The 18,123-nt window shown below is 43.7% G+C and carries 26 protein-coding genes; all 26 read right to left on the bottom strand.

What is annotated here, in order from left to right; genetic code table 11:
- Positions 1-2: 2 nt before the first annotated feature.
- Complete coding sequence (locus EEJ45_RS10485; protein WP_124564760.1) at positions 3-719, bottom strand: hypothetical protein; 717 nt, start codon at positions 717-719, stop codon at positions 3-5.
- A 12-nt stretch (positions 720-731) separates the two neighbouring features.
- Positions 732-1,178 (bottom strand): hypothetical protein, encoded by a 447-nt coding sequence (locus EEJ45_RS10480; RefSeq protein ID WP_124564759.1) that lies wholly within the window; start codon positions 1,176-1,178, stop codon positions 732-734.
- An 11-nt stretch (positions 1,179-1,189) separates the two neighbouring features.
- Positions 1,190-2,752: a hypothetical protein gene (locus EEJ45_RS10475; RefSeq protein WP_124564758.1), complete on the bottom strand. Its 1,563-nt coding sequence runs from the start codon at positions 2,750-2,752 to the stop codon at positions 1,190-1,192.
- A gap of 10 nt (positions 2,753-2,762) precedes the next feature.
- Positions 2,763-4,781: a glycosyl hydrolase family 28-related protein gene (locus EEJ45_RS10470; RefSeq protein WP_124564757.1), complete on the bottom strand. Its 2,019-nt coding sequence runs from the start codon at positions 4,779-4,781 to the stop codon at positions 2,763-2,765.
- Between the two features lie 11 nt (positions 4,782-4,792).
- A complete protein-coding gene (locus EEJ45_RS10465; RefSeq protein WP_124564756.1) occupies positions 4,793-5,347 on the bottom strand; it encodes a phage adaptor protein in 555 nt (184 codons plus the stop codon).
- An 88-nt stretch (positions 5,348-5,435) separates the two neighbouring features.
- A complete protein-coding gene (locus EEJ45_RS10460; protein ID WP_124564755.1) occupies positions 5,436-6,959 on the bottom strand; it encodes an SGNH/GDSL hydrolase family protein in 1,524 nt (507 codons plus the stop codon).
- 46 nt (positions 6,960-7,005) lie between these two features.
- Positions 7,006-7,275, bottom strand: a complete 270-nt coding sequence (locus EEJ45_RS10455; RefSeq protein ID WP_124564754.1) for a hypothetical protein — start codon at positions 7,273-7,275, stop codon at positions 7,006-7,008.
- 49 nt (positions 7,276-7,324) lie between these two features.
- A complete protein-coding gene (locus EEJ45_RS10450; RefSeq protein WP_124564753.1) occupies positions 7,325-8,281 on the bottom strand; it encodes a N4-gp56 family major capsid protein in 957 nt (318 codons plus the stop codon).
- A gap of 13 nt (positions 8,282-8,294) precedes the next feature.
- Positions 8,295-9,044: a hypothetical protein gene (locus EEJ45_RS10445; protein WP_124564752.1), complete on the bottom strand. Its 750-nt coding sequence runs from the start codon at positions 9,042-9,044 to the stop codon at positions 8,295-8,297.
- Positions 9,045-9,114: 70 nt separating this feature from the next.
- Entirely contained in the window at positions 9,115-10,878 is a 1,764-nt protein-coding gene (locus tag EEJ45_RS10440) for a portal protein (RefSeq protein ID WP_124564751.1), read from the bottom strand.
- 4 nt (positions 10,879-10,882) lie between these two features.
- Positions 10,883-11,119, bottom strand: coding sequence for a hypothetical protein (locus EEJ45_RS10435; RefSeq protein WP_124564750.1), 237 nt, complete (start codon positions 11,117-11,119; stop codon positions 10,883-10,885).
- The gene (terL, locus tag EEJ45_RS10430) at positions 11,113-12,582 is read right to left on the bottom strand and encodes a phage terminase large subunit (RefSeq protein WP_245999877.1); all 1,470 of its coding nucleotides are present in this window, start codon (positions 12,580-12,582) and stop codon (positions 11,113-11,115) included. Before terL ends, EEJ45_RS10435 begins: the two co-directional genes overlap by 7 nt.
- Entirely contained in the window at positions 12,545-12,982 is a 438-nt protein-coding gene (locus EEJ45_RS10425; protein ID WP_124564749.1) for a terminase small subunit, read from the bottom strand. Before EEJ45_RS10425 ends, terL begins: the two co-directional genes overlap by 38 nt.
- Before the next feature lie 292 nt (positions 12,983-13,274).
- On the bottom strand, positions 13,275-13,754 hold the full coding sequence (locus EEJ45_RS10420; RefSeq protein ID WP_124564748.1) for a sigma-70 family RNA polymerase sigma factor: 480 nt from the start codon (positions 13,752-13,754) through the stop codon (positions 13,275-13,277).
- 54 nt (positions 13,755-13,808) lie between these two features.
- Positions 13,809-14,069 (bottom strand): DUF2829 domain-containing protein, encoded by a 261-nt coding sequence (locus EEJ45_RS10415; RefSeq protein WP_124564747.1) that lies wholly within the window; start codon positions 14,067-14,069, stop codon positions 13,809-13,811.
- A 43-nt stretch (positions 14,070-14,112) separates the two neighbouring features.
- The gene (locus EEJ45_RS10410; RefSeq protein ID WP_124564746.1) at positions 14,113-14,838 is read right to left on the bottom strand and encodes a hypothetical protein; all 726 of its coding nucleotides are present in this window, start codon (positions 14,836-14,838) and stop codon (positions 14,113-14,115) included.
- Entirely contained in the window at positions 14,736-15,374 is a 639-nt protein-coding gene (locus EEJ45_RS10405; RefSeq protein ID WP_124564745.1) for a helix-turn-helix domain-containing protein, read from the bottom strand. The genes EEJ45_RS10410 and EEJ45_RS10405 overlap by 103 nt, the downstream gene beginning before the upstream one ends.
- A gap of 23 nt (positions 15,375-15,397) precedes the next feature.
- Positions 15,398-15,871, bottom strand: coding sequence for a Holliday junction resolvase RecU (locus EEJ45_RS10400; RefSeq protein ID WP_124564744.1), 474 nt, complete (start codon positions 15,869-15,871; stop codon positions 15,398-15,400).
- The gene (locus EEJ45_RS10395) at positions 15,871-16,344 is read right to left on the bottom strand and encodes a dUTP diphosphatase (RefSeq protein ID WP_124564743.1); all 474 of its coding nucleotides are present in this window, start codon (positions 16,342-16,344) and stop codon (positions 15,871-15,873) included. The genes EEJ45_RS10400 and EEJ45_RS10395 overlap by 1 nt, the downstream gene beginning before the upstream one ends.
- The gene (locus EEJ45_RS18420; protein WP_164464254.1) at positions 16,341-16,508 is read right to left on the bottom strand and encodes a hypothetical protein; all 168 of its coding nucleotides are present in this window, start codon (positions 16,506-16,508) and stop codon (positions 16,341-16,343) included. Before EEJ45_RS18420 ends, EEJ45_RS10395 begins: the two co-directional genes overlap by 4 nt.
- Positions 16,509-16,567: 59 nt before the next feature.
- Positions 16,568-16,738, bottom strand: a complete 171-nt coding sequence (locus tag EEJ45_RS18415) for a hypothetical protein (protein ID WP_164464253.1) — start codon at positions 16,736-16,738, stop codon at positions 16,568-16,570.
- Positions 16,739-17,077 (bottom strand): hypothetical protein, encoded by a 339-nt coding sequence (locus EEJ45_RS10390; RefSeq protein WP_124564742.1) that lies wholly within the window; start codon positions 17,075-17,077, stop codon positions 16,739-16,741.
- A complete protein-coding gene (locus EEJ45_RS10385; RefSeq protein WP_124564741.1) occupies positions 17,074-17,301 on the bottom strand; it encodes a glutaredoxin family protein in 228 nt (75 codons plus the stop codon). The genes EEJ45_RS10390 and EEJ45_RS10385 overlap by 4 nt, the downstream gene beginning before the upstream one ends.
- Positions 17,302-17,350: 49 nt before the next feature.
- Positions 17,351-17,479 (bottom strand): hypothetical protein, encoded by a 129-nt coding sequence (locus EEJ45_RS18865; protein WP_281274447.1) that lies wholly within the window; start codon positions 17,477-17,479, stop codon positions 17,351-17,353.
- A gap of 74 nt (positions 17,480-17,553) precedes the next feature.
- Complete coding sequence (locus EEJ45_RS10380; protein ID WP_124564740.1) at positions 17,554-17,796, bottom strand: hypothetical protein; 243 nt, start codon at positions 17,794-17,796, stop codon at positions 17,554-17,556.
- 68 nt (positions 17,797-17,864) lie between these two features.
- Positions 17,865-18,116: a hypothetical protein gene (locus EEJ45_RS10375; protein ID WP_124564739.1), complete on the bottom strand. Its 252-nt coding sequence runs from the start codon at positions 18,114-18,116 to the stop codon at positions 17,865-17,867.
- Positions 18,117-18,123 lie beyond the last annotated feature (7 nt).

The raw sequence follows: 18,123 nt of genomic DNA, 5'->3' as shown, positions 1-18,123 counted from the left end.
TGTTACCCCCCGTACGCTTTTCTTCTTGCATCCTTCGCTTGGTCAATGTAATACGCATTTGCTGCTTCTGGTTCGATTAATCGTGCTTGCTTCATGAAGCCTGCGTAACTATTGGTTGTCGGCACCTTCGCATCAATGTAACTTTGGAACGTATCCGGTAAGTTGATTTTTGGCGCTTGTGGGTCTGCTTGATAAGCTGGTCTCGGGGAGCCAGAACGCCCTCTACTGCCGCCACTACCTCCCCTTCCACTAGAAGCGGCTCGTTGCTTTTGGAGCGAAAACTCTTGTTGCCACTGTCCATCTGCAACTTTGTCACGCTCTTTCTGATAGTTAAAACGGTCTTGTTCCATGCGCAATCCTTGCTGTCCGTTCCATTCACTATACGCTTGCTGTCGTTCGCGGAAACCTACATCTTGGTCACGTTCAAGGATTTGCCTTGCAAGTGCAGCTACCTTAGAAGCGCGTTCTGCTTCCATGTCGCCAATCTGTCCCTGTGCACCCAACATGAGCTTGTTCTGTGCATCCTGTGCCAAGCCGGAATGTGATAAGCCACGTGCAGCCGCCTGTTCTGCTGCCATGACTTGGTTGTTATACAATTGAGATTTCACGTTTTGCAAGGCACGTTGATACAGCGCAGACAATTCATTCCCTGCCTGCGCTTGTGCTTGTTTCGTTGTCATCGCCGCCCGGTACGGTGCGGTAAATGTAAGGTCTGCCATATCTCATCCTCCTCACACTGTAGAATACGTCATATTGAAGAATACTTCGGCTGTCGGTAGCGAACGTGCAACTGAAACTTGCGAGCCTTGGAACCGCACTAATCCACTACCGACTACCATGTACTCTATTTTCGCCGGTTCAAAACCCGGAGGGATATTAGATATCACACTGTTAATCCCTGTAGCGCCATTTATAATACTCCCAACAACATGCACCAATCCTTCTTGCGTACGAATAAACTTATATGCACTCTCCGAGCCCGAACGTGAAACCCAGCCACTTTGCATAAGTGGTGTAGCTGTGGCTAATGCTGTTTTCTTCAGAAAATTGGCATCTGATTCTGTCTTGGAATACGTGTTGTTCACGCCATTCACGAGTTGATTTAATTCTTGATTCATTTGTGAAGAAGAAATAGGTGTACCCGGTTGGAAGTTATATAACCTTGTTAAATTTGGCATGTATTCCCCTCCTATGGTTTTCTTGGTTTATATTCAAACTCGATACCATAAATCGTGACAGGTTGATACCGGACATCATTACTGATAACGAGTTGTAGCGTTCGTGATTTTTCACGGATACGGACCTCTTCTTGTTGAATCTCTAAGAAGTCCCAGCGGCTACTATCCCATACCGCCTCATCCCATTTCGCACTGTTTGGATTGGAATGCGGGACTGCATCCCATACAGCAGTATCCCAAGGATCTTCATCCCATTTGGGAAACAATTCATCATTGATGATGTTGCTCACTAACCGCTTTGTCTCATCTTCAAATACCGCATCTATCGTATAACCGCTTGCAGATTCTTCATATTGCTTGGATTGTATCCACATACGCCGCAGTTTCTTATCGTTCATCATGCTGCCAAAATCCAAACGTTTGGTCTTCAACAGAAACGGAATCGGTTGCCCCTCATCGTGGTACACATCCCCAAAACGATAGACATTTTTGTTTTCCGACCCAAAAAATAAACGCCCCTCTCTCACAAGGAACGTGTTGGCTTGGATATTCGTGTATTTGGTCCATGCTTGCAACAGCACATCATATACCAGTGTCAAACCGGATGGAAACGAAAGATAGTATTTGTTTTCGTGAAATACACCGGTTGCTTTCGCTTTTTCCGATGAAGAAATGCCTTTCAATGTGTTTTCTACCTTGTCCGATATGACCTGTGCACTTACGGTATTAAAATCTGTCGCGAACAACGCATAGACATGTGTATCACTGAGATAAAACAGGTTATTTTCTACAGCTGTTACACTCTTTGGTGCCACACATCCAGTCGGTACGTTAATCTTTAGCAACTGAAACTCACTGGTTGTATTACCGTACAAGGCCCATATCGTATTACGACAGAAGATGACCAACGTATCGCGAAATGTGCGCAGCTCAATAATCTCGTCGTTGTCATTTGTCGCGATATCAAAGAAGTTTACGGCAGGGAAATAGTCATACACAGAAAAACCAAGTGTTGGATCGATGTGACTGAATGAGACGCGATTCTTATGGACAGGATGTGCAGCTGCGTATAAACGTCCTTTGTGCATTGTAAGCGCACGGAACGCACTTAAGTTCCCTAACTCATTCAGACCGGGATTCTCTTGTTCTTGCGTATTCGGTAAATGTGGTGTAACAACCGCGACATCTATACCGTTATAGCGTTTCAACATACCACCATCTGCGATAAGCGCCACATCGTTTACACTTCTATCTTTCACAGTAATCATCGAGAATCGGTCACCATTGCCGACCGTTCCTGGTATCGCTGTACATATCGTGTCATCCTGCGTATACAGCTTATCTGAGACAACCAACAACTCCATATGACCATTTACCTTTAAGTAGTTGTAAATCTTCCGTACGGGCGCAGGAAACGTGGCATATTGCTCATACCCATTCCGTTTAGATACCCACCCCGTACCAAGCACGACATTCGTCGCTTCTGCCAGTTCTCTGTCATCTAGTAAGTGCGCAGCCGCTTTGTCGTTTAAACCGAGACTAAAATCTTTTAGTGGATAATATTGCTTCGGCATACGTCACCTCCTACGTTACCGTAATAATCCGAACTACACCTGTATTGTCTTTGAATTTTAATTTGTTGTCTGCACTATCAATAAATAAGGAGTTATTTACTGCAGTTACAGATGTTATTGGGTAAAGAATATGTTGCATACTATGTGTTTGCGACCATCTACTTGAAGTTGCACCTAATGTTTGTGCGTTATCTGCACCCGGTACAACATTTCCACTACCGCTAAATATAGTAAGGCGATTCGTTGTATTTGTGCGTAATTGCAAGTTTGAACTATTTGTCGCACTCAGTGTTCCAGTTTCGATATTTACATTGTTTTTCATATCAATTGTGCCAGAAGGAGAAATAGATATAACATCACTTCCATCTTCTTTCTGAATCCGCACACCATATTTCTTGTTACCGCGTACAACAGAACCTATATCTGTTGCAGGAAATGCCTTTGACTTAATATATAAGTCCCTTGGCTCGAAAAATCCATTATCAGAAAAACGAGTGTTTGCCCTTGTGTAATAAGGTTCCATGTCAACATGGTCGGAAATGTAATCAGAGAATACATTTAACCGTGATGTGTTCCCTGCAGGATATAATACAGCCGGATCAGTTGGTGTTGTTGGAGTAGCTATTAACCGACCACCTGTGTTACCACTAGACTCATCTGCTTTTTTCCATGATGCAGGCTCTAAATCACCCGATATTTCCCAGTCATCTGCTTCTAATAAGAAGAGTAGCACCTGTTCACGTGTTGCAATTTTTGTACTACCTGTAATCCTAACACCTCGAGCATTATTGGCTTCTATAGCTATAGATACACCAATACCTAACCCTAGTTCATCTGCAGATTTGCCACTAAAATGCTCTAAACCACAGATATAACAATCTTGAAATACCGTTCCAGCCAAACCTGTTGTATAGATATTATTTCGTAACACCGAGCCAACGGACACACCACTTGTTAAAGGATTTGGTGTAACACCTGTCAAGGTAAGTTTATCCCCTGTTTGACTAGCGCCTGTCCATGAAAACACAGTCGTTCCAAATCTAAGCCCGATAGCATTAGAAAGGTCTGAACTAGTTGGAACCGGATTAGAAACTGTCCAAGGGATTTCAATGGTGCTGGATGTTACAGCTGTAGTCCTAAAGTAATCACCACCACGAATAGATACACCACGAAAACCCTGAAACATCGAACGAATAAACTTATTATGTTCCGCTCCTGCTTCATATTGACCTGCTTGTGTTCTTGCATGGGATAACAGAGTAGCTGCCATACGCCAGTATCCTACAATTTGTACATTTTCAACTGTTCCAAATTCAACATTATCAACATACAAACCTACATCCCATTCATCACCCAATCCACCTAGTTTTTGATTATATCCATTCAAACCATCATACGAAGGATATATACGGAGGTTGCGGATAGACCAGTTTTGTGTTGTTGCTTTTACACGTAAAGCGACGCTGAACAACTTTGAAGATGCAGGAGTTATACCAGAAGAGTCAGTATTCATAAAGTTCAGTAACTTATAGTATTGATTTTCTGTGTTTGTAGAACTCCCATTTGTACGCCATCCACCTGATACCCTCATATCACTCGTGCCTTGTAAAGTATGTTTTTTTACACCATTCCCCACAAAACGTAAATGCGTCCCTACACTTTCCTCTTTTGCTTGATCTGGAAATGATGGAACCCATTTATCAACACCATCTCCAAAGATATGGATTTCACCAAACTCTAATGTATCACTAACGATATACACACCTGTAGGGATATACAAACGTCTCTTCATCGTTTCCGCATACATAATTGCTGTTTTTAAAGCAAGAGTGTCATCTGTAATACCATCACCTTTTGCTCCATATTCCCTTACATCAATCCAGTCTGTTTTTTGTGTAATTTGAGATACTTGTTTATCATTCTGTTCACTTAAACGTTTGGCATCTTCCGCTAAAGTTCTAACTTCTGTTACATCAGGTAACTCCACTTTTATTTTATTTCCTAGCATGGTCGGCTCAATATACGGCATAATCCCCCTCCTTACATGGTGTAAACTGCATCAATGTGATACGTCTCTTGCTGCGCATAATACTTACGTAAATCTTCCACCCTGCGCCCAAATTCGTTGTTTGCATCGCGTTGCAGCACCAAACCTTCTTCCTCATCCTGGTACTTCGCACGTGCGACTGCATATAGAATAAACAGGTCATGAAACTGCGGCGGTATAACCGGTTCGTCATCTGGTGTAACTAAGTGCGGTAACCTTGCTTGGTAATACACATCCACTGATACACCGCTGATGTTTTGGAAACCGATTGTATTACCCCATCGTTTGTATCCTGCACTCATACGATCTGTCAGTTTGAGTAAAGGAAGTTCTCCGCTATCTCCAATCACGTGCATAAGTTTCAGACAATCAGGCGGTAACGGATAATCCCCTACACCATCCTCAAACAACAAGGTGACCCGTTTCTCGTAGCGTGTAACAGCCGAGATAATATCCATGGCACGGTTCACCCATCCGGTGATAACTGCATTTTCTAACGTGTCGTCTAGGTCTGTATTCACCTGTTCGATGATTTGCTGTAAGTTCATGCAACCCCTCCTTTCTATATAAAAAAGAGGACTCATTGAGCCCTCTCTCATACATACCTGTTATGTCGCAGTATCGTCCGAATACGAATTAGATATTTACTTTACTAATAGTTGCACGACCAATTCGGACTGTCCCTGTCCCTCTGATATAAATACTTATGTTTAATCTTACTGCTCCATTGGTAACTGTGAGTATTGGGGTTCGCAAAACACCAAATGTTGGGTTATATGGGAAGATTCCTGTCGCATCATTTGTGTAAGGAGCCATTACTGTAGTATTTGATCCACCCTCTTCGCTAAGTTTGAGGCTTAGAGACAGTGTATTGGGGTTGTCATTTTGAAATTCAAATTGCGCCACAACCTTATCTCCTGCTCCAAATTTAGTCACATCAGTTTGTTTTATAAAAAGTTGCAGTCTTGTTGCTCCATCTACTGTTTGATTGATTTGTTGCCACTCGCCTTTTATTTCGTCTGTTCTTGTTACCTTAGATGTAGTGTAAGTTCCACCACCATTCACTGTCCATGACGTAGCAACGCCTGTTCCTGCATTGCCATCAAACATACCATTTGGGCATAAATTTGTTGGGTCTGCATTATTAGATGGGAGTAAATCAATAATAGGAATAAATTCACTTAATGTTTTAGCGAGTTTCTCTCCAAGTATTGCTGCTCCTTTTGTGCTTGGATGAGTACCGTCAGATGTACAATCAGCAACCCAGTTGCCGTTTGATGGATTTGTCACTAAAGGACTCCAATCGCATAAAATCATGTGTGGATTTGCCCAACAATATTCTTTAATCCAGTTATTCACTTGATATAGAATGTTCTTTTGTGCCGTAGTTGCGGCATCATAAGGCATAATGGTAGTTGCTACGACTTGAGTATTATTAGCAACTAGTGTCTCAAAAATAGTTTTCAAATTGTCTCTAATGATTGAAAACGAATTTCCTGAAATTACATCATTTACTCCACCTTCAACGATGCACCACGAGGGCTTATATGCTAATACATCGGTTTGAATTCTATTTAACATTTGAGTAGTTGTGTTACCTGAGATGCCAGCATTATTAAGCACTTTCAGGCGTTGACGTAACCAAATATTCGCCCAATAAAAGTATCCAGTGTATCCGTAAAAGTTTTGATTTGTCCCCCCATCGTTAAATCGAGCAGTAATAGAGTCACCAAATATCACAACAGTATTTGCTAACGTTGTCCTTTTAGAGACATTACTTAAAGAATTTTCTACATCCGCCAACTGCGCACTAAGACCGCTCACTGTATCCGATAATGTTTGCACCGTTGTGGGCAGGGTTCCGTCTGTAATCGGTCTATCGTAAGCAGTCGCAAGGAACGCTTGTGAGTTTACGGCGGAGCGAATTGTAAATTCCGTAAAGTTCGTTGTTATATCCCACTTCTCGTTCGGTTTGACTACACGATCTGTATAGCCACCAATTGTAACAAGAATGTCTGCACTCCCTTGGTTCTCAATCATGAAATATTCTTGCTGGATTGGATACGTGTACACTACGTTACTGGTGCTCGTTGTATCAATAAAGGATGTTTTGATTTCACCTGTACTTAAACCGACAGGCCTCGCCGTTACGTTTGGCATAAGTCTCCCCCTTTACATAAAAAAAGCACCCTATTTGATTAGAGTGCTACCCAATTTCCACATTCAATGACATTCTTGCGTATGCCTCTTGTGTCGCTGTATACGATTCTTGCCATGCTTCTGCTACACTGGCAGGCACTTCGATTTGTTTCCCTACTGCTAAGTAACGTCCTACACCGTTCACACTCACCCATACTGCATTCGCAGGGTTCAATGGATCCTTCGGAATAAACAATCGCACTTTCGGTTCTGCTTGTTGACGCTCATATTCACTTGTAAATTCTTTTTCAATAGCCACTTCGGATTTACGTGTCATCTAAATACCTCCTTATAGTAAAAAAGAGGAGCCGAAGCCCCTCATTGGATTAAGAAATCGCAGATTCGTATCGAATGATACATTTTTCGTTCAAGCGAGCAGCTGTGAACACAGACTTCCAACCTGCTGTTTTGTACAATGCAAGTGGGTTTTCTGTGTTACCTCCTTCAAATACCAACATTTCCGGCTTAGAAGAACCAGCTACATCTGGAATACCGTACGCGCCTTCACCAATCACGATTGTACCGTATACGTCGATTGCCGCAGCTCCTGCACCTGTAAACACTGGCGCTAATGTGGCTTCTAAGAAGTAAATACCGTACATTTGACCTGCGATACCTTGCTCGCGATTCTTCGTATCTACATATGTGTTTTGGTCTTTCCACTCTTGCAATGCCATGATGTTTGCAACTACCTCTGGATGCGTGAACGCTAAATAGCCTTTACCGCCGTTTGGCAAAGTAATTGGCTTCACGTTGTTCTTTTTGAACGTTGTACGCATCTTAATGATATCAGCTGCTGTAATTTTATCACCTGCCGCTACCGTTACACGAGATGCGCGGTTTCCTGCACGTTGCACTTGTGTACCTGCCGCCACGATATCACGAATTACAATATCCATAGAGATACCAGAATGCTCACCGAACATTTCCGCTGTCTCTGTTAGCAATGGATCTAATCCAGTCAAGTCTACGAAATCAGAAATCTTCGTCCATGCACCGAATTGTTGTACAGTCGCTGTAATCTTGTTAATTGTTAGGTCCAATCCATCTGGTGTTACACCTTCCGTGATTGGTGTTGTAGACGGTGCTGGTAAGTCCAAACGTCTCCAGCTCGTTGTAGCGCCTGCATGTTTCGGAATGTTTTGTTTCTTACCGTATTTCATGAAGCATGTTTCATCCACCAAACGGTCAAGCATGGTACGTTGATAAAACTCGGCTTGCTCCGCTGTTAGAGTGTTGTAAGTTGCACCAGATGCTGCGTAAGATTGAACTTTTGTAGGCATGTGTTATTCCTCCTTAGAATGTCCGTCTCTCACCTCGTAGCACACTCTCTTTGAGTTGTTTGAAGTCTTTCGCACTCAATTGACTTACACTCACATTGTGTGTCGTGTCGCCGCCGCTAAGTGTGCCTGGTGAAGCGGTTTGGTTGTTTTGTAATTTTTGTATTGCTTCTTGCTCTTTTTGCTGCGCTAACGTTTGATAGTTCGTGCGTAAGTAAGCATCAAGCAAGCTAATACCGCTTTGCTCCTTCAATTGCCATGCAGCTTGTGGGATTTGGTCAAACTCCACGTCCGGAAACATACTGCGCAGTTCGCTTACCTCTTGTGAGATACGCGCTTGTTGTTCCTGCTCTTGGCGTAATTGCTGTGCGTACTGTATATCAGGATGTTGTGACAGCAACTGATTAAATGTGTCTGGGTCAATCCCAGCCTGCTCATAGCGTTGTCTCTCCTGCGCTTTCTCGTACTGCTCGATTGCATGATTCAACTCATCGAGGGTTTGGTAGCCGCTCATCTGTGCCAAACGTTGCAATTGTTGCTCGTACGTAGTCGCACGTTGTTGCACCTTCTCATAATTCAAGCCTTTTTGAATGTAATCTGGTGCTTGATCGTAAGGAATCTGCATTTCTTCTTTGTTGTATTTCACCGTAAAAGCCTGTGGCGGGGCTTCCGGTTGTGTATCTGGCTGTGCTTGCGGTTCTGTTACAGGTGTTTCGATTGGATCTGCGGAAGTTTGGTGGCTTCCTTCTGTCAAGAATTCACTCATTTTTATTCCTCCTTGTGCTATGGTTGGCACATGCAGTTTAACGACATGCTGAGGTCAAAATAAAAAACACTTACATCATAGTGGCAAGTGTCTCGATAATCTGTCTGTTACTCATCCCTTGTTGTACCATTTGGTCAATTTGCATCTTCAGTTCGTCTGGTGCCTGTTCATACAGCATCTGTACATCCATGTTTAAGTCTGTTTCCTCTGGCGCCTGTTGCATCTGTTCCTCCGCCATCACTTGTTGTGTGGCTTGCTGTATCGCCTGCTCACGTTGCATTTCCATCTGCTGTTGTACCTTTTTCAGCAATCTATCTTTAAACGGAATCACGTTTTTAGGCGCAAATTCCAAATAATCTTCTAGGCTGATGTATTGCCCATCAAATAACTTGTCGAGTGAAGCCATCATAAGAGACTCCGAATACGACGATGACGGACCGATATCAATTTTAAGCACCATATCTACATCTTTGTACGTATCGCCTTTGAATGGGATAACCACATCCTGCTGTTCATCGTCTTTCACGACGACGTTCCTCTCCATGTTGTAATACACCTTCCACATGTCTTCCCATATACGCCCAACATCCTCTACAAACTGATAGAAGCGACGCTTAATGCTTTCAATTGGTACACTGGAAGCCTTCTGTAGTGCCATGATTGCGGCGGCGTTAAGGTCACTTCCTACCTGTTCACCGAGTGCGTTCTCATTTGCACCTACTGTTTCCTTCGTATACGTCATAAGCTCACTCACAAGGTTATTGACCATATTTGACATTGGCGCAGGTTCTAAGTGTTTAATGCCCCACTCACCCGACGGTGAGTTGTCGAATAGAATTTCACCCGGTGTGTTCGTTGGATTCCGCTTCAATGCACCTGGTCGTACCAGTAGCTTCGGCCATCCACTATCTTGCACCGATTTGATTTGCATCGCGATCAAGAAGTTAATGCTCTTTTGGTTCGGTATCAATCCTTCTATTTCACCTACACCAAATGCAGAACCTTTCCGTTTCCGCCAGTGCATACCAGCAAGTGGATACACCTTTAATCCTGTATTCGTCTGTGGTTTACATACGATACCGCTCGATACTTTCATGAAATAGACGTTGCCGTTCTCTTTCCAATACTTCGTGAGTACGATAACCTTTTCGTCACTCGTCATTTCTTGCTTTGCCATATCGTACGCTTGGTCTGCACTTTCCTTATCAGATGTAATCATAAGCGCAAGTTCGCGGCTTACTCCATTTTCCTCTGCTTGCTTGCGTACGTTGCTCACAAGTTCACGCGATGTGATGATAAAGTACGGTTGCTTTTGGATATCAGGCTGTTGCGGATCACCGGGAAAGTAATTGACAACGTCAATGATTTCACCGCACAAGTGTCCTTGGTACTTCACCTTATTCCCACCTGTTTTGTTCGGGTCAAAGTAGTAATGGATAAGACCTGTGCCACCTATTCCGCACGACTGCAGCATATCTTCATTGAGTTGGTCTTGTTTGATAAGCTCCCAGTTCGTTTCCGAGTAGCGCGTGAACTTATCTGCGCCCTCTGCTTCTGGCGATCCATCCTCTACATCCATTGCGCTGAACACCATCTTGATGTTCTCGCTCATAACAGATGCTACCTTGTGGTCCACAATCCGCTGTACGATATTAAACACCGGACGTGGTAGGTTCTTCGTGCGTTCCGTCGGTGCCGGCCATTGGTCACCTGCATAGAATCTCTCATGTTCCGCCCACTTCGTTAGAAAGCCCATGCTGCGTTTATACTCAAGAACATCCTTATACTGCTTCTCTACCACCTGCGCAGCCTGTAGCATACTCTCCTGCTTCATGTACTCACCTCACTTCTCCATTGAGCCACTCATTCATGACTGCGATTTGCTCTTGTGTATCTTTAAACTCTTGCCGCTCCTGCACCACACGCTGTACTTGTGTAACAGGTGTCTCCATACTCGGCGGCTGTTCGCTCCGTACTTCAATCTGCCACCGTAACCCTAGCTGTACGGCTTTCAACGTAAAATAGCCCGTTACAAGGGCTGTAACAGGAATCAATAAAGCGAGTGTTATTACCATGATATATAATCCTCCTCGCGTTCTGTGCTACGGAATGGATAGGCTAGTTGTGGTTTACGTTGTGCTTCTAAGTCGCCTGCATTGTAATACAAACGATTCAACGCTTGACTCATGCAATCAACCTGATCGTCGTTTTTTCCTTTTGGGAAGCTGGCGCATTCTTCCACAAAGTCGTGTACCCATTCTGCTTGTCGTGGTAGATACACGTTTCCTGCTTCAATATAAGCAGATATCGCATTCACACGTGCGACCTTGCCGCCTTGTGGGTTAACCGGTATCATACCGCCTATCTCACGTTGTAACATACTGATGATAGCAGAACCATTTGCTTTATCTTCTACCAGTTTGACATGCGCATTCGGATGCTTGCGTACCATGTTACGTATCGTTTGTAGGGTAGTTGGAAAGTTCATACGCGCTTTCACGCTATCTTTCAAATAGACGTTCGCGCCTGATTTCCCCCATACTTGCACCGCCACATAGTCGTTATCATCTTCATCCTTAAACGCGGCATCCACGCTGATAAGCTCAATTGCAAGCTCTGGTAACGTATCATAGTACTGCCACCAGTCACGCTTCAGCAAGTTCCCTTCCTGTGACGTTGGTCGCCCTTGGTACAATGCGTTGAATGACTGCGGATAACGTTTGCGTTCTTCAATAAAGTCAATACCGTATCTCTCTGGCCAAAGCGGTTCACCTTGCGCTCTACCTAGTAAGTCGTTTTGTTCTGCTTCTAATGGCAGATTATACACTTGCCACGGTAACGGCTCCGCGTATTCTGGATTCAGTAACCGCCCTTGCAGATCATCCTCATGCCACCTTGTTAAGATAAGAATGCAAATCGCACCTGGATGTAAGCGTGTAGATAGAGAATCAATCCATTCTAGCCATATCTTTTCACGATACGTCTCACTATCCGCTTCTTCACGGTTCTTAATCGGGTCATCAATAATCATTAAATCCGCACCTTGCCCTGTGACACCAGCCAAAATACCGCGGCTAATCATGCCACCGCGTGTGCCTTCAATATCCCAGTCTGTTGAACTAGAGCTGCGCTTATTGAGCTCCACGCCGAATAATTCATTTGCGTACAACTCCACTTTCTCACGGTTCTTCTTACCGAATCGTTCTGCGAAATTAGTACCGTACGATAACTCAATCACACGGTCATCTGGAAAGTGACCAAGGAAGTAACTCGGAAACGTCTCTGTAATCGTCATACTTTTACCATGACGCGGCGGTAGGTTAAAGGCAAGATATTGTACCTTCATTGGTTCCTCACCTGTTATCATGCGTTTACGGCGCTCTATCGCATCTTGTAGCTTACTGCATATAAAGCGGTTATGCGGTGCACTCTTGTATCGCTTTTCATGCACATACGACACATAGGATTCATAATCTCGCCGTGCCAATTCCTTCTGGATCTCATTCAGATTGAGTAAGTTTGGCAGCAAGTGCTTCAAGCTGTTTCAACTCCTCTAACGTATACTTCTTATAATCTACTTCCACTGTTGCGTTGACGTTTTGTGTCATCTCGCCGCTATGCTGTACTTTCTCAACAAACGCGGCATTCGTTTTCGCAATGTATTCAGAAGCCTTTAAACGGTCCTTAGACTCCGCATTGTTATCCCGCAGGACATATGTCCAGAACTCCTTTACCTCGGTCATATCAGCTATCCTACGGCTCTCTATCTGCTTGTTACGTTCCTCGATATATGCCTTAATGCCACTATTTGCAACTAACTTATGCGCATTCCCTCTAGCATATCGTTCACTGTATCCTGCTTTCCTTGCCGCGGCTTCTGCGCTCCCTAACTGGATGTAATAATCCGCAAACGCCTTTTGTCTCTCATTAAGTGTCACTTCCACCACCTCACACGCTAATTGCTTTTATCAATTGGGTAGCGTTTGTTGCACAGTGCGGCAAATGTTTAACGTCCCCGCCGAGGAGAACCCACAGCTACCCGTGCGAGCGAGCTCACTTGCTCCCATCAGCCTACAACGCATATACAGGGGATAAGATATATGCGCGTTATAGACTGAAAGCAACAAAAGGACGCTCATTTACCAAATGAACGAAGGAATACTGTGTTTCCGCACAGTATCAAATTTATACCGTCATATATAGGTGGCAACTGTAAGGTAAAAAAATAACCTATCCCGCATTGCAGAATAGGCTTTCTTGTACTTGCTTTCGTATTTTCTTTTCCGCCCGCTCCACCGCATCTTTTGCTGACTGTCTATGTATGCGACACAGCTTGGCAATCTCACCATAACTCATCATGTTCACCTTACGCATTACGAACAATTCCCTCTCTCTTTCCGTTAACGTGCTCATTGCATCCTCTATCATCAGTTGCGACCATGTATCGAGTTCACGCTCCGGTTCTGGCTCTGTTGCCGCAAACACCTTCTCAAATACGCTTGGGTCGATATACCGTGTGTTCTGATATACCGAACGTCTCTCTACCCCTCGCCTGTTCCCTGGTCTACCTCCAAGCGATATCCAGTCAATCGCATATTGTACATCGCTTGCCATACCACCTAATAGCTTTCTATCCTCGTCTGAAGCTGTAACTTGCGCTTCTTTGATACGTTTCAACGTGAATTTGTATTGCTGGAGTAAGTCGTTCACAGCTTCCTCTCCCTTCGTTTCTTCTTCGGACTATGAATCAAAGAATTGGTTTTCTTAATTTAAAACCACCCAGTCATCTGCCAGTAAATCAGTTTGAGAAGCTAACCAACCAACAACCAATGTGTTTTGTGCTGTTTTCATAACGATGGAATCTGTGAAAACTGGTTCTCCATAATATTCGCCATATCCATACTTAAAGGCGTTCTGAAAATCTGTACCTTTAATCATATAAAGAAACATTTCTTTACCGTTCCAGCCTTTGCGTGTCACTTGCTTACCTTCTTTTAATGCTTCAATTGCTTTACCAAAATCCATAATTAACGTCCCTCCGCTTTAGTTTTTATTTCACAGTATGTGTCTACAACAACGCCTCAATCACATCATGCTGCGTCTCAATGAGTCGTTTTAGCATTGTGATACGCTCCGTTTGTCTATCGTCCACCACCGTATGTGCGTTGACCATGCGCGCCTCTACCAATTCAGCCTGCGCCCTGTTCAGTTCCCCTTGCAATCTCGCAAGCTCTTTCTCTTTGATACTCACAGTCTCACGTAGGTCCCGTACTTCTACCTCTAGCCGTGTGTTGTCTTTTTGTAAGGTATCGTAGTTCTCCAGCCATTGATCGCGCTCTTTGCGCATGTTATCGAGCATGAGTTGTAACTCACTCTTCACGTTCCCTTCTTTCGATTCGACTGCTTTTTTCAGCTCTTCTCTCACAGCTTCCAGTTTCGCTTCTGTGGCTGTTTGTGGCACCTCCGCACCTTTGGTATTCCCTTGTGCTCTTGTCGTCAAATTACGCTGTTTTAGGTTGTAATGCAGTGTCTTTTCGTTCACGCCTAGCTTATTTGCGGCAAATGAAAGTTTCTTTCCTCTCTCTAACAGTTCAGCCGCTTCCTTACAAATCCCATCCCACTCTTCTTGCGATTTGAACTTACCACCTTGTCTCACCATCTCCAATTCCTCCTCACTTAGTGTGTATGTGGTTACTTGACTGTAATCGTACGTGTCTTCTTTCCGCCCGAATCGTGGTTGCCCTTTTCGTCTACTGCTCCCTGTGTAACTTCCTGTTCCTGCACCTGCCGCCATGATCCATCCCCCTTACGATATCCGTATTTATGTAAACGCATGTTGAGTGTCGTTTGTTTTATCTGTAAATGAAGTGCAGTTTCCCCAACTGTCTTTCCTGCTCGTAACAATGGCAATGCGTACTTTTGAATCCAATTCTCCATACGCTCTCTTTGAATCTGTTCTGGACTTGGCATCAATCCACGTTTTACAAGTTTATTCACACCCATTTGCAGTGTCGAGCGGTTCACATTGTATTTTTCCGCTATTTTTGGTATCGATAATCCTTCATACAGCATAAACACAATCTCATTGACATGTTTTTCGTATTTCAATTGCACTTTCGGCTTTCGTGGCTTCATACGTTCGCTTGTATTGAGTGGTGCAGCTAATTGTTGTAATTCTTTCGCGAACGGACACTGGCGTATGCACCACGCTATTTTCACTTCCCCACTTATCCCTGCTGGCTTTTTGTCACACGCACCACACGTTTCATCCATCATGCGCGTGATTTTTAGCCGTAGCGCACGTTTTTCTTGTCGTGTTAAGGTTGTCACGCTATCCCCTCCTTATTTCTTGTTTAAATTAAGAAATCCAACGTCACCCCGCGCCCTTCTTTCACCTGCACACCCTTACTCATCTCGCTGTACGGTACACTCTTACGACCGCCTAACACCGATTCTTTCCACCATTCATACGCGGTTACAAACGGTATGCGGTACACCTCGTTAGCAAACTGCCATTCTAGTAATATCCAAGCCTGTGCGCCTTGTTCACGATGTTTCCGCATGCGCTCGACTTGCTCCGGCTTCCAGTTACGCAGCTCCCATGATTTACGCGCTGTACTCTTTGCTTCAATCGCTACCGCCTGTCCGGCGTGGGAGCCGAGAAAATCCGGCATCCCTTTCTCGCTGGCAGATAGATACGCTTTCCCTCGACTGGTTCCGCGCCATTTTCCTTCTGTGCGGTGGATCATCGCGATTCCTTGTTCTTCGTACTGCCGGCATGCTAGTTCAATACGTCGCTCAAATAGTTCCCCTCTGCCGACTGCCATTAATATCCACTCGCCAATCGCTCGTAGTTGGTTTGGTTCTTCGTGAAGTATGTTTGGCTCATGTCCTCTTCTGTCATGCCAATAGATTTTCCGATTGTCACTAACAACCTCAACGCGCGCATATACTCATGCAACCTAGAAAAATCCGTTTTATATAATGTGTCAAATGCTTCGTGTACACCATAAATCAAGTTTGTATTTATTTCTTCTAACTTGTCGCTGTGTCCGTACTTATTGCCTAAGCTGATAAGGAAATGCCAGCAGTCCGCCCATTCATCCCACTGCTTGTCCTTATTGTTACGTTTGTTCTTCTTCCAGTGTTTGAAGAACTCGATTTCATTTGCCAATTCCCCTAACTCTACGAATAAAGCCATTGTCACGTTCGCTGTAAGGCTTTGCCCTTTCAAGTTGTGTACTTCAACCACCTTGTTATCTAATCGCTCTTGCGCTTCAAAAAACTGCTGTAATTTCATCGTTTCTCCTCCTTCGCAAAGTGCGCCACGATCCGTTTATGTAATTCAGGTCCAATGCCCTTTATCTCGTTCAACGTCCGCAGCTTCTCTCCTAAACGCTTACCGTCCGCTTTCATTTGCGCTTCCTGCCCGGCTCTATATGCCCGCTTCACAACCTCATTCATGCTCGAGCAACCCCACCGCTACCCAATACCTACGCCAGTCTCGTTTCCATCCTTCCTTCTCACGTTGTTTCATCGCTCTCTTGAGCCGTTTGCGCTGTTTCTTTTTGTTCGCCATCTCTATCCCTCCATTCTCCGCATTCGCACTCTCTTGCCCCTTGGAACAACGCCAGTGTGAGCATAGCGCCTGTCCACCATAATCCTGCTGCTAACATGCACCCAACAATGACCATCTACATAACCTCGTGATAACGACAAATCGTTTGCAATGCCGAGCAACTTGTCTTAATCGCTTCTAACGCTGACAATGCACTTTTATGTGTATCTGCCGCTAAATCTCTCTCATATTTGAGATACGAACACTTCCCTCTTGCAATGTCGGGGATGAGAGCTGCTTGCACACCTTCCGCACGCAGCTCCATCATCACCTTCGCTAACTCTTCCCGATATGTCCGTTCCATCTCCGCTTTTGCTTTCGCTAACTGGAATATAGTACGTGATGCTTTATCTAATCGTTTGGTCGCCTCTCGAAGCTCTTGCGTGACCTCGATTAAATCCGCTTGTTGTGTCATAATCCCAACTCCATAGAAAAGTCCCCGTGGTCAAACCCGACTAACACCTTACCGCTTGGAAACACTGTCACCGGCACCGCACTGTAACCGTACTGCGCATGTTCTTGTTTGTACTGGTCACTTTCTTCAATGTTGCGTGTTTCGTATGCTACGCCTGCAGCACTTAGACCAAATTTGACCTTACTGCACTCTGGACATTGTGTTTTCGTGTAAACAATAATCATGTTGTTGCTCCTCCCCCTTGTGTCGCTATCTCTTCGGACTGCGACATTATTAGTAGTCGTCATTCATGCAATCTATACACCAATAATAGTCGCCATTTTTTCCGTAAAAACCTGTAATATCAACTTTCTTTTTACAAATACAACATAATTTTAATTTCTTTCTTAAACGCTTTTTCATAACCTACCTCCTTCGCAATAAGTTTACTTGTAGTAAGGTTTAGAAAAATCAATCCATACAATGCACGTTTAATTTCACCCTCTATCCCAATCTGTACTATCTCTCATTTCGATTACGTCTTGTTGTAATAATTTGATGTCTTGTTGTAATAATTTGATATATGTTTCTTGTTCATCTGAATTTTGTTTTAGATTTCTTACTAACCTCATAAATTTGTAAAAGTCATTCTCTCCTTGCGAACCATTTTTAAAAGAATTTAACAGTGTTAAATCAGGAAACGATAACAAACACTCTAATTCCGTCAATTCATTCATCATATACACCTCCTAAAGTTTATTTTTATTTCACAGTATGTGTATGTAGCGATATCTCCTCGGACTGTTAACTACTTATTTAATTTCTTACCGTCCTTTAAGCCTTTCAAGTAAGCCATTTCTATTGCTTTTATTACGTTTTTGAAATCTCTATTGAAAGTAGCATCTTCGGGTTCTGCTGAATCAGATAAAATCATTAAAGTTTCAGTACCATCTGTGATTTTAATGTAGTTTGCGTATTCTTTACCCCAACCGTTATTAGGTTGAATTTCTCTTTCCTCTTCCGTTAAATCATCAAAATTAACCAGTTTAACTTTTAACATCTTTATT

Origin of the sequence: Ectobacillus antri (genome assembly GCF_003852715.1) — a bacterium.
In the GTDB taxonomy this organism is placed as follows: domain Bacteria; phylum Bacillota; class Bacilli; order Bacillales; family Bacillaceae_G; genus Ectobacillus; species Ectobacillus antri.
The sequence above is the reverse complement of the archived record's forward strand: the minus strand, read 5'-3'. Positions and strand labels throughout refer to the sequence as shown.

Coding starts and splice junctions, on each gene's coding strand:
- EEJ45_RS10485 (WP_124564760.1), bottom strand. CDS start 719: ATGGCAGACCTTACATTTACCGCACCGTACCGGGCGGCGATGACAACG.
- EEJ45_RS10480 (WP_124564759.1), bottom strand. CDS start 1,178: ATGCCAAATTTAACAAGGTTATATAACTTCCAACCGGGTACACCTATT.
- EEJ45_RS10475 (WP_124564758.1), bottom strand. CDS start 2,752: ATGCCGAAGCAATATTATCCACTAAAAGATTTTAGTCTCGGTTTAAAC.
- EEJ45_RS10470 (WP_124564757.1), bottom strand. CDS start 4,781: ATGCCGTATATTGAGCCGACCATGCTAGGAAATAAAATAAAAGTGGAG.
- EEJ45_RS10465 (WP_124564756.1), bottom strand. CDS start 5,347: ATGAACTTACAGCAAATCATCGAACAGGTGAATACAGACCTAGACGAC.
- EEJ45_RS10460 (WP_124564755.1), bottom strand. CDS start 6,959: ATGCCAAACGTAACGGCGAGGCCTGTCGGTTTAAGTACAGGTGAAATC.
- EEJ45_RS10455 (WP_124564754.1), bottom strand. CDS start 7,275: ATGACACGTAAATCCGAAGTGGCTATTGAAAAAGAATTTACAAGTGAA.
- EEJ45_RS10450 (WP_124564753.1), bottom strand. CDS start 8,281: ATGCCTACAAAAGTTCAATCTTACGCAGCATCTGGTGCAACTTACAAC.
- EEJ45_RS10445 (WP_124564752.1), bottom strand. CDS start 9,044: ATGAGTGAATTCTTGACAGAAGGAAGCCACCAAACTTCCGCAGATCCA.
- EEJ45_RS10440 (WP_124564751.1), bottom strand. CDS start 10,878: ATGAAGCAGGAGAGTATGCTACAGGCTGCGCAGGTGGTAGAGAAGCAG.
- EEJ45_RS10435 (WP_124564750.1), bottom strand. CDS start 11,119: ATGGTAATAACACTCGCTTTATTGATTCCTGTTACAGCCCTTGTAACG.
- EEJ45_RS10415 (WP_124564747.1), bottom strand. CDS start 14,069: ATGGATTTTGGTAAAGCAATTGAAGCATTAAAAGAAGGTAAGCAAGTG.
- EEJ45_RS10410 (WP_124564746.1), bottom strand. CDS start 14,838: ATGGCGGCAGGTGCAGGAACAGGAAGTTACACAGGGAGCAGTAGACGA.
- EEJ45_RS10400 (WP_124564744.1), bottom strand. CDS start 15,871: ATGGCAGTCGGCAGAGGGGAACTATTTGAGCGACGTATTGAACTAGCA.
- EEJ45_RS10395 (WP_124564743.1), bottom strand. CDS start 16,344: ATGAAATTACAGCAGTTTTTTGAAGCGCAAGAGCGATTAGATAACAAG.
- EEJ45_RS18420 (WP_164464254.1), bottom strand. CDS start 16,508: ATGAATGAGGTTGTGAAGCGGGCATATAGAGCCGGGCAGGAAGCGCAA.
- EEJ45_RS18415 (WP_164464253.1), bottom strand. CDS start 16,738: ATGGTCATTGTTGGGTGCATGTTAGCAGCAGGATTATGGTGGACAGGC.
- EEJ45_RS10390 (WP_124564742.1), bottom strand. CDS start 17,077: ATGACACAACAAGCGGATTTAATCGAGGTCACGCAAGAGCTTCGAGAG.
- EEJ45_RS10385 (WP_124564741.1), bottom strand. CDS start 17,301: ATGATTATTGTTTACACGAAAACACAATGTCCAGAGTGCAGTAAGGTC.
- EEJ45_RS18865 (WP_281274447.1), bottom strand. CDS start 17,479: ATGAAAAAGCGTTTAAGAAAGAAATTAAAATTATGTTGTATTTGTAAA.
- EEJ45_RS10380 (WP_124564740.1), bottom strand. CDS start 17,796: ATGATGAATGAATTGACGGAATTAGAGTGTTTGTTATCGTTTCCTGAT.
- EEJ45_RS10375 (WP_124564739.1), bottom strand. CDS start 18,116: ATGTTAAAAGTTAAACTGGTTAATTTTGATGATTTAACGGAAGAGGAA.